At 76.6% G+C, this 14,271-nt stretch carries 11 protein-coding genes; 8 read left to right on the top strand and 3 right to left on the bottom strand.

All coding sequences use genetic code 11. The features are described from left to right. Positions 1-55 precede the first annotated feature (55 nt). Together ACN27B_RS04355 and ACN27B_RS04350 are read left to right on the top strand one after the other, a co-directional pair. Positions 56-727 (top strand): BON domain-containing protein, encoded by a 672-nt coding sequence (locus ACN27B_RS04355; protein ID WP_099163815.1) that lies wholly within the window; start codon positions 56-58, stop codon positions 725-727. Positions 728-893: 166 nt separating this feature from the next. Beyond that, positions 894-1,955: a glycosyltransferase family 4 protein gene (locus tag ACN27B_RS04350; RefSeq protein WP_172968069.1), complete on the top strand. Its 1,062-nt coding sequence runs from the start codon at positions 894-896 to the stop codon at positions 1,953-1,955. Between the two features lie 4 nt (positions 1,956-1,959). Here ACN27B_RS04350 and ACN27B_RS04345 read toward each other — a convergent pair whose 3' ends face one another. Then, a complete protein-coding gene (locus tag ACN27B_RS04345; RefSeq protein ID WP_099163817.1) occupies positions 1,960-3,381 on the bottom strand; it encodes a serine/threonine-protein kinase in 1,422 nt (473 codons plus the stop codon). Between the two features lie 180 nt (positions 3,382-3,561). Here ACN27B_RS04345 and ACN27B_RS04340 point away from each other — a divergent pair, with 180 nt between their 5' ends. The 6 genes from ACN27B_RS04340 to ACN27B_RS04315 all read left to right on the top strand — a co-directional run bounded on the left by ACN27B_RS04340 (position 3,562) and on the right by ACN27B_RS04315 (position 11,911). Continuing rightward, positions 3,562-4,395, top strand: coding sequence for a patatin-like phospholipase family protein (locus ACN27B_RS04340; RefSeq protein WP_091571019.1), 834 nt, complete (start codon positions 3,562-3,564; stop codon positions 4,393-4,395). Further along, positions 4,395-5,417 (top strand): 1-acyl-sn-glycerol-3-phosphate acyltransferase, encoded by a 1,023-nt coding sequence (locus ACN27B_RS04335; protein WP_099163818.1) that lies wholly within the window; start codon positions 4,395-4,397, stop codon positions 5,415-5,417. The genes ACN27B_RS04340 and ACN27B_RS04335 overlap by 1 nt, the downstream gene beginning before the upstream one ends. A 55-nt stretch (positions 5,418-5,472) precedes the next feature. After that, a complete protein-coding gene (gene cutA, locus ACN27B_RS04330) occupies positions 5,473-5,793 on the top strand; it encodes a divalent-cation tolerance protein CutA (RefSeq protein ID WP_099163819.1) in 321 nt (106 codons plus the stop codon). 47 nt (positions 5,794-5,840) lie between these two features. Then, positions 5,841-9,362: an SCO7613 C-terminal domain-containing membrane protein gene (locus ACN27B_RS04325; protein WP_422743600.1), complete on the top strand. Its 3,522-nt coding sequence runs from the start codon at positions 5,841-5,843 to the stop codon at positions 9,360-9,362. Positions 9,363-9,502: 140 nt separating this feature from the next. After that, positions 9,503-10,555, top strand: a complete 1,053-nt coding sequence (locus ACN27B_RS04320; protein WP_422743598.1) for a fatty acid desaturase family protein — start codon at positions 9,503-9,505, stop codon at positions 10,553-10,555. 204 nt (positions 10,556-10,759) lie between these two features. Next, positions 10,760-11,911, top strand: coding sequence for an FHA domain-containing protein (locus ACN27B_RS04315; RefSeq protein WP_099163822.1), 1,152 nt, complete (start codon positions 10,760-10,762; stop codon positions 11,909-11,911). Between the two features lie 58 nt (positions 11,912-11,969). On the opposite strand, the gene rocD is transcribed toward ACN27B_RS04315, so the two are convergent. Both rocD and ddaH read right to left on the bottom strand, forming a co-directional pair. Then, complete coding sequence (gene rocD, locus ACN27B_RS04310; protein WP_172968070.1) at positions 11,970-13,184, bottom strand: ornithine--oxo-acid transaminase; 1,215 nt, start codon at positions 13,182-13,184, stop codon at positions 11,970-11,972. Then, a complete protein-coding gene (gene ddaH, locus ACN27B_RS04305; protein WP_172968071.1) occupies positions 13,184-13,999 on the bottom strand; it encodes a dimethylargininase in 816 nt (271 codons plus the stop codon). Before ddaH ends, rocD begins: the two co-directional genes overlap by 1 nt. Positions 14,000-14,271 lie beyond the last annotated feature (272 nt).

Below are 14,271 nucleotides of genomic sequence, written 5' to 3'. Positions count from 1 at the left end.
GCCTCACCCGGTCCGGGTGACCCGGGCTCACCCCCACCGGCGGCACCCTCGGGACATGACCACCACCGTCGCCGTACGCACCGACCAGGAGATCCAGCGGGACGTCCTCGCCGAGCTGGACTGGGACGCGCAGACCCGGCCCACCGAGATCGGCGTGACCGTCGCCGACGGCGTGGTCACGCTCACCGGCCACGTGGACAGCTACGCCCGGCGCTGGGCGGCCGAGCGCTGCGCGCACCGGGTACGCGGGGTGCGTGCCGTCGCCAGCGAGCTCGACGTCGACCTGCCGGTCACGGACCGGCGTACCGACGCCGACATCGCGATCGCGGCCAGCCGGGCGCTGGAGTGGGACAGCTTCGTGCCGGCCGAGCGGCTGGACGTGACCGTCGCCGACGGCTGGGTCATGCTCCGCGGCGAGGTGGAGTACGGCTTCCAGCGTCGGACCGCCGAACGCGAGCTGCGCCGGCTGCGGGGCGTACGCGGGGTGACCAACCTGGTCGAGGTGCGCCCGCCGACTCCGCCCAGCGACGAGCAGAACCGCCGTGACCTGCGCCGCCTGCTCGTCCGGCGGACCGGGACCGAACGCGTCGACGCCCGGGTCGAGGGCGACACCGTGGTGCTCGCCGGCGTGGTGCGCGCCTGGTGGCAGCGGGAGGAGGCGGAACGGGCGGCCTGGGCCCTGCCCGGCGTACGGGAGGTGCACGTCGGGATCGTGGTGACCGACTGAGCGTCGGCCGCCCGCCGTCGCCGTCGGCCGAGGGCCGGCGGCGCCGCCGTTTACCGCCGGTCGGGTCGGGAACCCGCCGCCGATCGGGTACGCCGGGGACCAACGGGGAGGGCTCGTGGCCGTGAACCAGCCGGACCGCGCGTGGACCGGACCTCTCCGGATCGCGATGGTGGTGCCGCCGTGGCTCTCGGTGCCGCCACCCGGGTACGGCGGGCTGGAGACGCTGGTGGCCGGGCTGGTCGACGCGCTGATCGACCGGGGGCACGCGGTGACGTTGTTCGGCGCGGGCACGGAGCACGGCACGAACGCCCGCTTCGTCTCCACCTGCGCGGAGTTGCAGTACGACCGGCTCGGCGAGTCGCTGCCCGAGCTGGCCCACCTGGCCCACGTCGACCGCCTGGTGGACCCGGCCGACTTCGACCTGGTGCACGACCACACCACCATCGGCCCGATGGTGGCCGGCCGCCGCCGCGTTCCCACCGTGGCCACGGTGCACGGCAACCCGGTCGGCGAGTACGGCACGGTGCTCAGCAACACCGACCGGGGCGTGGGCCTGATCGCGATCTCGCACGCCCAGCGCCGGGCCAACCCGGGCCTGCCGTGGGTCGGCACGGTGCACAACGCGATGCCGCTGCGGGACGTCCCGCGCAAGCGGTCGCCGGGGGCCGGGCCGGTGCTCTGGCTCGCCCGGTTCAGCCCGGACAAGGGCCCGGACGTGGCGATCCGGGCCTGCCGCGCGGCCGGGCTGCCGCTCACCCTGGCCGGCAAGTGCCACGAGCCGGCCGAGCGCCGCTACCTGGAACAGGTGGTCGAGCCGATGCTGGACTCCGACGTGACGCTGGTGGTGAACGCGGACCGGGAGGCCACGCTGCGGCTGCTGCTCGACGCCCGCTGTCTGATCATGCCGATCCAGTGGGCGGAGCCGTTCGGCATGGTGATGGTGGAGGCGATGGCGACCGGTACGCCGGTGGTCGCGCTGGGCCGGGGCGCGGTGCCGGAACTGGTCCGGCCGGGCGTCACCGGTCTGGTCTGCGACCACGCCGACGAGCTGCCGGCGGCCCTGCGGGCGGCGGCCGGCCTGGACCCGGCGGACTGCATCGCGCACGTCGCGGAGAACTTCTCGGTGGAACGGATGGCCGCCGATCACGAGGCGGTGTACCGGGGCTTCCTGGCCGCGCGGGCCACCACGGACCGCCCGCGCGCGGTCACCCCGGTCGTCGCCGGCTGACCGGTCAGGTCGGTCCGGCCAGCAGCCGCGCGGCGGCGGCGTCGAGCTGCCGCGCGTACCCGGGACTGATGCTGCCCTCGCGCCGGCGCTCGGCGATCTTGCCGCGGAGCCGGTCCACGGCGGCGGTCACCTCGCCCTCGTCGGCGGCGACCGCGTTGCGCAGCAGGTTGCGCAGGTCGACGCCGACGTCGTCGCGGATCTGCCCCTCCGCCAGCCCGGCCGCGATCAGCCCGTCGACCCGTTCGGCCGCGTCGGCCGGGTCGGCGGCCGGAGCGGTCGGCCCGACGGTGGCGGCCGGCGGCGTCGGCTCGGTGGACGGGGTGCCGGCCGTCTCCTCCGGCGCGGTGGACGGCACCCGCACCGGCGCGGTGGTCGGCAGCGCCCCGGGCTGGCTCGGCCGGTCCGGGGTGAGCGCGGGCACCAGCAGCGCGGCGGCGGCGACCACCGCCACGCCGGCCCCCGCCCACGCGAGCGCGCGTCGCCGGTCCGGCGCGGGACCCGGCGTCGCCGCGGTCGCCGTCGTCGGGTTCGGGGGAGCGGGCAGCGCGGGCAGGGTCATCGTCGGTGCCAGCATGGTGGCCGCCTGCGGGTCGGCGGGCAGCAGCTGGTCGCGGAGCACGGCCGCCACCCGGTGCGCGGTCGGCCGGCGGCGCGGGTCCCGGTCCAGGCAGCGCAGGCAGATCTCCGCGACCGGCCGGGGCAGCCCCGGCACGCCGTCCAGGGTGGGCGCCGGGCTGTCCGCCAGCGCGGCGCTCAGCTGCTCCCAGGTGTCCGCCGGGTACGGCGGCTGGCCGGTCAGCGTCTCGAACAGCAGCACGCCCAGCGAGTAGACGTCGGTGGCCGGCTGGGCCGGGGCGCCGTCCAGCCGCTCCGGCGCCACGTACGCCGGGGTGCCGAACGTGCCGCCGTCCTCGTCCTCGTCCGGCTCGCCGATCCGGGTGGCGATGCCGAAGTCGAGCACCTTGGCGCCGTTGCCGGTCATCATCACGTTGGCCGGGGTCACGTCCCGGTGCACGATGCCGAGCCGGTGCGCCGCGGCGAGCGCCTCGGCCACCTGGGCGCCCGTCTCCACCGCCGTCGGCCAGGGCAACGGCCCCTCGGTCAGCCGGTGCTCCAGCTCCTCGCCGCTGAGCAGCTCCATCACCACGAACGAGGTGATCGCACCGTCCGGGGCCACCGTCTCGCCGTAGTCGTGCACGGCGGTGACGTGCGGGTGGTCGAGCTGGGCGGCGGAGCGGGCCTCCTCGCGCACCATGTCCCGGAAGCGGGCGTCCGCGGCGAGCGAGGGGGCGAGGACCTTGACCGCGACCACCCGGTCGAGCACCTCGTCGCGGGCGCGCCAGATCACCGACATGCCGCCGGCGCCGATCCGGTCGATGAGCCGGTACCGCCGGGCCAGCAGACGGCCGGCCTGCAGTGTCGCCATCGCCTCGCACCTGCCTGGGCTCGGGAGCGCTACCAGGTTGCGGGAATGTGTCCGACCTGTCAACGGCCGTCCGATCCCGGGTCGCGGCCCGCGCGCCGCCGCTGACCGTCCGTGACGGCCGTGGTCGGCCCCGCCGCCACCGACGGGCCGGGCTGTGGGCCGCGTGCCAGGATGAACGGCATGGCGGGTGGTCCGGTGGCGTTCGTGCTCGGCGGCGGGGGAGTGCTCGGCGCCGTCGAGGTGGGCATGCTGCGGGCCCTGTTCCGCCACCGGATCCGACCCGACCTGGTGCTCGGCACCTCGATCGGCGCGGTCAACGGCGCCCTGGTGGCCGCCGACCCGACCGAGGCGGTGACCGACCGGCTGGTCCGCCTCTGGGCCTCCCCGGAGGCCAGCGAGGTGTACGGCGACTCGGTCGCCCGGCAGCTGCGCCGCTTCGCCGCGCGTACCCACCTGCACTCGCCCCGCCCGCTGCGCCGCCTGCTGGAGAGCGAGCTGGGCGAGGGCACCACGTTCGCCGACCTGGCCGTGCCGTTCCGCTGCTGCGCCGCGAACATCGAGCGCGCCGCCGAGCACTGGTTCAGCGAGGGCCCGCTGGTGCCGGCCGTGCTCGCGTCCGCCTCGGTGCCGGGGCTGCTGCCGCCCACCCAGATCGCCGGGCAGCACTACATCGACGGCGGGGTGGTCAACTCGATCCCGGTCGGCGAGGCGGTGGCCGCCGGCGCGACGCAGATCTTCGTGCTCCAGGTGGGCCGGATCGACCGCGAGCTGAGCCCACCGCGCCGGCCCTGGGAGATCGCCCAGGTCGCGTTCGAGATCGCCCGCCGGCACCGCTTCGCCCGCGAGATGGCGGCGCTGCCCGACGGCGTCGCGGTGCACGTGCTGCCGACCGGCGGTCTGGACCCGCGCGACGACAGCCCGTGGGCGTACCGGGACATGGCGGCCGTGGGGCGGCGGATCAGCCGGGCGTACACCGCCTCGCGCCGCTACCTGGACACCGCGCTGGAGCGTTGATGCCGCTGCCACCCCGCTGGCTACGCCGGTTGCTGCTCGCACCCGGCGTGGTGCTGCTCGCCGTCGCCGTGGTGACCACGCTCCCGGTCTGGGCGCTGCTGGCGCTGGCCGCGTCGCCGCTGGTGCCGGGGCGGCTGCGCCCGCTGCGGCTGCTCTGGATCGGTGCCGTCTACCTGGTCTGGGACGCCGCCGCGCTGCTCGCCCTCTTCCTGCTCTGGGTGGCCTCCGGCTTCGGCGCGTACAAGCGGTCGCCGGCGTTCCAACGGGCCCACTACGTGGTCGCCGGCCGTTTCCTGCGGGTGCTGTTCTGGCAGGCCCGGTGGACGCTGCGGCTGAGCATCGACGTGGTCGGCACCGACCCGGACACCGCGCTGCCCGGCCGGCCCGAGCTGGTGCTCTGCCGGCACGCCGGGCCCGGTGACTCGTTCATCCTGATCCACGCGCTGGTGAACTGGTTCCACCGGGAACCCCGGATCGTGCTCAAGGAGAGCCTCCAGTGGGACCCGGCCATCGACGTGCTGCTCAACCGGCTGCCCAACCGCTTCATCGCGCCCGGCGCGGACGGCCGGGACTCGGCGGTCCGGCAGATCGGCCACCTGGCCACCGGCCTGGACGACGACGACGCCTTCGTGATCTTCCCCGAGGGCGGCAACTTCACCCCGTCGCGCCGGCTGCGCGCCATCGCCCGGCTGCGGTCGCTCGGCCTGGAGCGGATGGCGCTGCGCGCCGAGCGCATGCAGCACGTGCTTGCCCCGCAGCCCGGCGGGCTGCTCGCCGCGCTCGACGCCGCGCCGGACGCCGGGGTGATCTTCGTGGCGCACACCGGGCTCGACCAGATGCTCACCGTCGCGGACGTGTGGCGCGAGCTGCCGATGGACAAGCGGATCGTGATGCGGTTCTGGTCCGTCCCACCGGAGGAGATCCCGGCCGGCAAGCAGGAACGCGTCGACTGGCTGTTCGACTGGTGGGGTCGGATCGACCGGTGGGTCGCGGCCAACCGGGACGACACGGCCGACGCCTGACCGGATTCCCGCGCGGTTCGCGGCGGCGGCGCGGTCGTCCGCGTAGGGTGCGCTGGTGGAGCAGATCTGCGTGGTGACGACGGTGGTGGACGCCCGCGGGGTGGCGGACGTCCTGGCGGCTGCCGCCGTCGCCGGCCGGCTGGCGGCGTGCGCCCAGGTCGGTGGGCCGGTGGACAGCACCTACTGGTGGCAGTCGGCGATCCAGACCACCGCCGAGTGGTCGGTGCGGTTCAAGACCGCGCCGGACCGGGTGGACGCGCTGGTCGACCAGCTCCGCGCCAACCACCCGTACGAGGTGCCGGAGATCCTGGTCAGCCGCGAGGACAGCGGCAACCCCGGCTACACCGCCTGGGTGCGCGAGCAGACCCGTCCCTAGGTACGCCTACTCTGTCCGCCCGCCCCGGGGGCGACGAAGCTGGCGGGGTGGAGAACACCGGTTACCCCTGTCCCGGTTGCGGCGCCCCGGCCGACCTCGTCGCCGGATGCCGCGGCTGCGGCCGCCCGCCGTACCCGCCCGCCGCCGAGGTGGTCCGGCTGGACCGGGAGATCGCCGCGCTGACCCCGAAGGTCGAGGCGGCCCGGGCCGCGTACCAGGATCTCGCCGGCCGGTTCTCCACGGTCCGTCAGGCCCGGGCGGCGCTGGCCGCCCGGATCCGCCTGGAGATCCCCGCGCCGCGTCCGGTCGCCGCGCCGGCGCCGGTCGTCGCCGGACCGCCGCCGGTACGACCGCTGCCGCCCGTCGCGTCGGCCCGCCCCGGCGGCGCGGAGACCTCCACCCGGGCCGTGCAGGGCCTGCTCTTCGTCCTGGGTGGACTGTTGCTCGGCACCGCCGCGGTGGTCTTCACCGCGGTCGCGTGGGCCGCGTTCGGGGTGGCCGGTCGGGCGCTGATCCTGCTCGCGGTCACCGTGGTCGCCCTCGCCGCGCCGCTGGTGGCCCGGGCGCGCGGGCTGCGCGGCACCGCCGAGACGATCGCCGCGGTGGGCCTGCTCCTGGTGCTCCTGGACGGGTACGCCGCCTGGTCGGTGAACCTGTTCGGGGTGGCCGGCTGGCCGGGCAGCCGGTACGCCGCGCTGGTGGCGGCGGCCGCTGCGCTGGTGGCCGCCGGGTACGGGCGGCTCAGCCGCCTCACCGGGCCGTGGTTCGCGGCGTGGCTGGCCGCGCAGCCGGTGCTGCCGCTGGCCGTGGCGGCGGCCCGGCCGGGCGCGGCGGGTTGGGCGCTGGTGCTGACCGCGTCGGCGCTGGGCGACCTCGTGGTGGTGGTCGCCCTGCGTCGCCGGGCCCGCGCCGGTGGGGGGTCGGCCGCCGGGGCGGTGCTGGCCGGCGAGGTGCTCGGCTGGGTCGGGCACGGCGCGGCGTTGGCCCTGGCGGCCGGCTGCGCGCTGGTGCCGCTGGCCCTCGGCCGGGCCGCCGGCACGCCGCTGCTGGCCGGTGGCCCGCTGCTGGTGGTCGCGCTGGCCCTGCTCGCCGGCGCGGTCGCGGCCGGCGGGCGGCTCTGGCGGGCGGTGACCGCCGGCCTGCTGGTGCCGGTGCTCGCGGCCGCGCTGCTGCGGCCGGTGGCCGAGCTGCGTCCCGGGCTGCTGCTGCTCGCGGCCGGGCTCGCGGTGGCGGTACTGGCCGGAGCGGTCCGGGCGTTGCCGGCGGGGCTGCGGACCGGCCCCCGGGTGGGCGCCCTCGCGGTGACCGCCGGGCTGGGCCAGGTCACCGTCGTGCTCACCGGGCTGGTGGCCGCCGCGAGCGCGGCCGTCGCCTTCCCGGCCTGGCAGGGCGGCCGGACCGCGCCGGCCCCGTCCTGGGGCTGGCAGCTGCCGCCGGCGTTGCTGCTCACCGCCGGCGCGGTCGCGCTGCTGACGCCCCGGGCCGCCCGGCCGCTGGTGAGGGCGGTCGCCGCCGGGCTGACCGCCCTGGCCGTGCCGGCCGTGGCCGCGACGCCGTGGCCGCTGGTGCTGGTCGTCGACCTGGTGGCGGCCACCGCGCTGCTGCTGGCCGCCGTGGCCCGCCCGCGCCCGGGCCGGGTCGTCGTCCCCGTCGCCGCGTCGACCGGCGTGGTGCTGCTCGGGCACGCGCTGCTGGTCGGTTGCGCCGCGCCGGCCGGGGCGGGCGCGGTGCTCGCCGTGTCGGCCGCGCTCGGCGTGACGGTGGCCGCGCTCGGCCGGCGTGGGCGGGGCGCGCAGCCGGTCGTCGCCGGCGTCGCGTTGGCAGTGGCGCTGGTCGCCGTCCCGGCCGGGGTGGTCGTCGGGCTGCTCGGCCTGGGCGCGCCGCCCTGGTGGCAGCTGCGGGGCGGGACCGCCGCCGTCGTGGTGCCGGTGCTCGCCGTCCTGGCGGCCCGCCGCACCTGGCCCGACCTGAGCGGGTACGCCTCGGCGGGGCTGGCCGTCACGCTCGCCGCGGTCGGTCTCGGGCCGCTGGTCGGGGCGGGCGCGGAGCCGGTGGGGCTCTACGCCGTGGCGGGTGCGCTGCTGGCGCTGGCCGCCGGCGGCGGGGCCCGGCCGGCGCCCGTCCTCCGCGCGGTGGGCTTCCCGCTGGCCGGGCTCGCGCTGCTGATCGCCGCGCCGGTGGCGCTGGCCGTGCTGGTGGACCTGCCGGTCCGACCCTGGTCCGGGGTGCCCGCCGCCACGGCGGCGCCGGTGGAGGCGGCCCGGGCCGGGCTGGCGCTGCTGCTCCTGGGTGTCGCCGCGGCGGCGTACACCCGGGTCGCGTCGCCGGGCGGGCGTCGGCGGCTGCCGGCGCTGGCCGCGTCGTCGTTCGGCGCGGTGGCCCTGCCGGTGCTGGTGGCGGCGGCAGGGGCGCCCTGGCCGGTGGTGCCGGCGCTGGCGTTCGGGACCGGGCTCGTCGCGCTGCTGGTCGCCGCGTCGGCCGGCCCGCGTCCGGCGCTGCCGGCGGTGCTGACGCCGTTGGGGACGGTCCTGGTGGCGACCGGCTTCGGTGGCCTGCTGGCCACCCGCGCCGGGACGCTCGCCGGGCTGGGCGCGCTGGTGGTGGCCGGCGCCGTGGCCGGGGTGACGGGGCGCCCGGTCGTGGTCCGGCTCGCCGGCTGGCTGGGCGCGGTCGCCTCGGCCACCGGCTTCGCGCTCACCGCGTCGCTGGCCGCCGGGCTGCCGCCGCGTACCGCCGGGTTCGCGGTCCTGGCCGTCGCGGCGGTGACCCTGCACGCGGTGCCATCGCTGCGCGGCGGGGCGTTCGGGGGGCCGGCGACGGGCGGCGGCGCGTCGGGGGTGCCGGCGGCGGACGCACCGGGTGGCGGGGTCGGGGAGCGGGTGGCTTCGCCCGACCGGGTGGCCCGGGTCGGGGCGCCGGCGCTGGAGGCGGCGGCCCAGGCGGTGGCGCTGCTCGCGCTGCTGCTCACCGTGGGCGCGCTGCGCCACGCGGCGGCGGTGTGCGTGCTGTGGGGGGCGGTCGTCGCGCTGCGGGTGCTGCGTCGGGGCGAGACGCCGGCCGGGCGGCGGGCGCTGGCGGGCGGCGCGGCCGGAAGTGAACTGTTCGGCGGCTGGCTGCTGCTCGGCGCCGGCGGGGTGACGGTGCTGGAGGCGTACACCGTGCCGGCGGCGGTGCTCGCGCTCGCCGCCGGTCTGGTGGCGCTGCGGCACCGGCCAGGGCTGACCAGTTGGCTGGCGCTCGGCCCGGGGCTCGGCGCGGCGTTGCTGCCCAGCCTCGTCTCGGTGCTGGCGTCCGGGGAGCCGCAGCCGTGGCGACGCCTGGCGCTCGGGGTGGTGGCGCTCGGTGTCGTGCTCGGCGGGGCGGTCCGGCGCTGGCAGGCCCCGGTCGTGCTGGGCGCGGCCACGCTGGTGCCGTTGGCGCTGCACGAGCTGGCCCGGGGTTGGGACCTGCTGCCCCGTTGGATCTTCCTCGGGCTGGGCGGCGTGCTGCTGATCGCCCTGGCCGCCACGTACGAGCGCCGCCGCCGCGACCTGGCCCGCCTGCGCACCCTGGTCGGCCGCCTGACCTGACCCCCCGACGGGACGGGTGGGGGTAGCACCACCGGGGATCCGGGGGTGTGCGGGATTAACTCCGGGTGTTCGGGTCGGGAGGATCGGTGACGGAGAGTCGCGCGGCGTGCGCGGCTCGCGGCACCGGGGGGCGACACCGCATGAGCACTTCCACGTTGGCGGCGCCGGGGGCGCGGCGGGGCAGCGACTACGCGCGCCTGTCCCGCCGGGTCGCCGAGGCGGGCCTGTTCCACCGGCGGCCCGGCCGGTACGCCGTCCGCATCGTCCTCACCCTGGGCGCCTTCCTGGCCGGCTGGGCGCTGGTGGCGGCGGTCGGGGACTCCTGGTGGCAGCCGGCGCTGGCGGTCGCGATGGCGGTGGCCACCACCCAGGTGGCGTTCCTCGGCCACGATGCGGGGCACCGGCAGATGTTCCGCCGGCGCGGCCCGAGCGAGGTGGCCGGCCTGGTCGCCGGCAACCTTGCGGTCGGGCTCAGCTACGGCTGGTGGGTGGACAAGCACAACCGGCACCACGCCAACCCGAACCACACCGACGAGGACCCGGACGTGGGCGCCGGCGCGCTGGTCTGGACGCACGAGCAGGCGCGGGCCACCCGGGGCCTGAGCCGGTGGATGGCCCGTCGGCAGGCGTGGCTGTTCTTCCCGCTGCTGCTGCTGGAAGGGTTGGCGCTGCACGTGGCGAGCGTCCGGGCGCTGACCGGCCGGGAGCCGGACGGCCGGTGGCGCGTCCCGGTGCGGCACCGGGCGGTGGAGGGGCTGCTGCTGGCGGCGCACGGCGTCGGCTACGTCGGACTGCTCCTGGCGGTGATGTCCCCGGGCAAGGCGCTGGTCTTCGCCGCCGTGCACCAGGGCCTGTGGGGCCTCTACATGGGGTGTGCGTTCGCCCCCAACCACAAGGGCATGCCGATGCCGACCGCCGAGGACAACCTCGACTATCTGCGCAAGCAGGTGCTCACGTCCCGCAACGTGCGCGGCGGCCGCGTCGTCGACCTGGCGCTGGGCGGCCTGAACTACCAGATCGAGCACCACCTGTTCCCGAACATGCCCCGCGCCAACCTGCGCCGGGCCCGGCCGCTCGTCCGGGCGTACTGCGCCGAACAGGGCATCCCCTACGCGGAGACCGGGCTGATCGAGTCGTACCGGCAGGCGTTGGCGCACCTGCACGACGCGGGCCGCCCACTGCGGGCGGGCTGAGTCGGGGGGAGACACGGCAGGGGGCGTCGGGGGGACGTCCCCTGCCGTGGCGCGCGCCCCTTCCGGGCGGGCGGCACCGGGCCGCCGTCGGGAGCGGCCGGTAGGGTCGTCGCCAGGTGGAGGGCGCGCCACGGTGGTGGCGCGCGGCCCAACGGGGCGGATCGCCCCGGGCGGGTCAGGCGACGACATCGTGCGGAGCGCGGCATGAGATTCGAGATCAGCAAGGTGCTGGACGCCATCGAGGGGCGGGTCTGCACCGACCCCTCGCTGGCCCGGGCCGTGGTCGACCTGGCCGAGGTCATCCGCTGGCAGAACCTGGACGGTGGCCGCCCGGCCAGCCTGTTGCGGCTCGGCATGGTGATCGACGCCCTGTCCCGGCAGATCGGCGAGGACAGCGTCCCGGTCTACGCGATCGTGCACCGGGCGCTGCTGTCCGACGCGGACCTGACCTCCAACGAGCGGATGGTGGTCCGCCGCTGGGCCGACGACGGCCTGGTGGAGGTGCTCGACCAGCCCGGTGACCGGATGTTGGAGGTGGCCGACCTGCTCGGCCTGCCGGTGCTCACCCGGGCCCGGTTGGACGGGCTCGTCGGCCGCTACCCGTGGCTCGGCCAGGCCGGCCGGGTGCTCGCCCCGGTGCCCGGCGCCGGCGGTCCGGTCTTCATCGCGCACGTCGGCGGCGGCCAGGACCCGACCACGGGCAGTCGCTCGCCGGCCGGGGTCAAGGTGCTCTCCCGGCAGTGGCGCTGCCCCGAGCCGGGGTGCGCCCTGTTCGGCGGCGGCGGGGGTGGCGGCGCGTTCGCCGACCTGGCCGCGGTGGACCGTGCCCCGGCCGAGCAGCCGCCACCCACGCTGCGCACCGGCGTACCGACGTGTCCGCGGCACGGCGCTCGGCTCTCCGACGGCGGACCGCGTCCGCGCAGCGAGGTGCTGGCGGTGCGGATCGGCGGGCTGGTGCGGCGGCGCTTCGCGCTCACCGAGACCGAGCCGGTGGCGGTCGGGCGGGCGCCGGACGGGCCGGGCGGGGTGACGCTCGGCCAGTGGCTCAACGACGAGGCCCGGCGCTGGATCAGCCGCAGCCACGTCCAGTTCGCGCTGGGCCGCGGCGGCGAGGTGGTGGTCACCGACATCAGCACGAACGGCTCCGGCGTACGACCGGGCGGATCCATGGTCGAGACGGAGCGGATCCCGCTACCGCCGCAGCAGTCCCGGGTGCTGGGCGAGGGCGACCTGATCGAGCTCTACCCGGGCGTGCAGGTCGGCCGCGCCGGCGAGATGGCCAGCGACGCGACCTACACCCCGAACTCGGTGATGGCCGAGGCGCCGACCATGGCGATGCGGCTGCCGCGCCCCTGACCGTCGCACGCGAGGGCGCCGGGACCGTCGTGGTCCCGGCGCCCTGTCGCGTACGGAGTCAGCCGGCCAGCACGGCGGCGAGCTGCGCCACCGCGTGGTCGATCTCCTCGGCGGTGATCACCAGCGGCGGGGCGAGCCGGATGGTCGAGCCGTGGGTGTCCTTGGCCAGCACCCCCCGCTCCATCAGCCGCTCGCAGGCCTCCCGGCCGCTCATCAGCGCCGGGTCGATGTCGACGCCCGCCCAGAGGCCGCGGACGCGCACGGCGACGAGGCCCTTGCCGAGCAGCGCCTCCAGACCGGTCCGCAGCCGCTCGCCCAGCTCGGCCGAGCGCCGCTGGAACTCGCCGGTGGCGAGCAGGCGGACCACCTCGGTGGCGACCGCGCAGGCCAGCGGGTTGCCGCCGAACGTGGAGCCGTGCTGACCCGGCTGGAGCACGCCGAGCACGTCGGCGTTCGCGGCCACCGCGGAGACCGGCACGATGCCGCCGCCGAGCGCCTTGCCCAGCAGGTACATGTCCGGGACGACGCCCTCGTGGTCGCAGGCGAAGGTGTGGCCGGTGCGGCCCAGGCCGGACTGGATCTCGTCGGCGACGAAGAGCACGTTCCGGTCGGTGCAGAGCTGGCGCACACCCGGCAGGTAACCCTCCGGCGGCACCACCACGCCCTGCTCGCCCTGGATCGGCTCCAGCAGCACGGCCACCGTGTTCTCGTCGATCGCCGCGGTGAGCGCGTCCAGGTCGCCGTAGGGGACCACGGTGAAGCCCGGCGTGTACGGCCCGAAGTCGGCCCGTGCGTCCTCGTCGGTGGAGAAGCTGACGATGGTGGTGGTGCGGCCGTGGAAGTTGCCCTCCGCCACCACGATGTTGGCCTGGCCCGGGGCCACACCCTTGACCTGGTAGCCCCACTTGCGGGCGACCTTGATGCCGGTCTCCACCGCCTCGGCGCCGGTGTTCATCGGCAGCACCAGCTCCTTGCCGCAGAGCGCGGCGAGTTCCCGGCAGAAGTCGGCGAACTGGTCGTGGATGAACGCCCGGCTGGTCAGCGTGAGCCGGTCGAGCTGCGCGTGCGCGGCCTCGATCAGCTTCGGGTGCCGATGGCCGAAGTTCAGCGCGGAGTAGCCGGCCAGGCAGTCCAGGTAGCGGCGGCCGTCCACGTCGGTCAACCAGGCGCCCTCGGCCGAGGAGATCACCACGGGCAGCGGGTGGTAGTTGTGCGCCGTGTGACGCTCCGCGTCCCGGACCGCGGACGGAGTCCGCAGCATGTCGTCGATGATCACTTGCTCGCCTTTCCCTGACGGAGTCGCAACGTGCAGCACTTCGGTCCGCCGCCGGCCTTGCGCAGCTCGGACAGGTCGATCCCGATGGTCTCGTAGCCCCGGTCGCGCAGCTTCGCGGCCAGGTCGGTGGCCTGCGCTGGCAGCACCACGTGCCGGCCGTCGCTGACCGCGTTCAGGCCCAGCACCTCGGCGTCGGCCATGGTGGCGTGGATCGCGTCCGGGAAGAGCCGGCGCAGCACCGCCCGGCTGCCCGGGGAGAACGCCTCCGGCAGGTACGCCACGGTCCGCTCGTCGAGCACGGTGAGCGCGGTGTCCAGGTGGTAGAAGCGCGGGTCCACCAGCTGCATGGTGATCACCGGATAGCCGAAGACCTCCTGGAGCTGCGCGTGCGAGGCGTGCGCGGTGCGGAACCCGGTGCCGGCGAGCAGGTGGTCGCCGACCAGCAGGACGTCGCCCTCGCCCTCGTTGACGTGCTTCGGGTCGTACATCTCGAAGCCGGCGGCCTCGAACCAGGCCCGGTAGGCGGGCGCCTCGTCGGCGCGCTGCGGGTCCCGGAACTGCACCGCCATCGCCCTGTCGTCGATCACGGTGCCGCCGTTGGCGGCGAAGACCATGTCCGGCAGCCCGGCGACCGGGTCGATCAGCTCGACGTCGTGACCCAGGTCGAGGTAGGTCCGGCGGAGCTGCTCCCACTGCCGGATCGCCAGGTCGGCGTCGACCGGGGCGGTCGGGTCCATCCACGGGTTGATCGCGTAGTCGACGGCGAAGTACGTCGGCCGGCACATGAGGAAGCGCTGGCGGGTGGCGTCCATCGTCATGTCGTGCTCCCAGGGTCGGGCGCGCCCGGCCACGGTCGGCCCACGGGCTGGCGCCGTGGTCCAACGTTATGCGCCCCGGTACGACGACATCCACCGCGATAACGTGCGTCGAGCAGCGGATCATTGCGTCTGGACCGCTCGGCACGACGGAACGTTGCGTCGACAGCTCACGCTGGCCGCCCGTGCCCCGGACACAACTTCGGGGGCGGCGAACCGCCGCCCCCGAAAGAGGTTGTGCCCGGCCGGTGAACCACCGGAGCTGGTCG

The organism is Micromonospora sp. WMMD754 (genome assembly GCF_049315235.1).
Lineage (GTDB): Bacteria > Actinomycetota > Actinomycetes > Mycobacteriales > Micromonosporaceae > Micromonospora > Micromonospora sediminicola.
The sequence above is the reverse complement of the archived record's forward strand: the minus strand, read 5'-3'. Positions and strand labels throughout refer to the sequence as shown.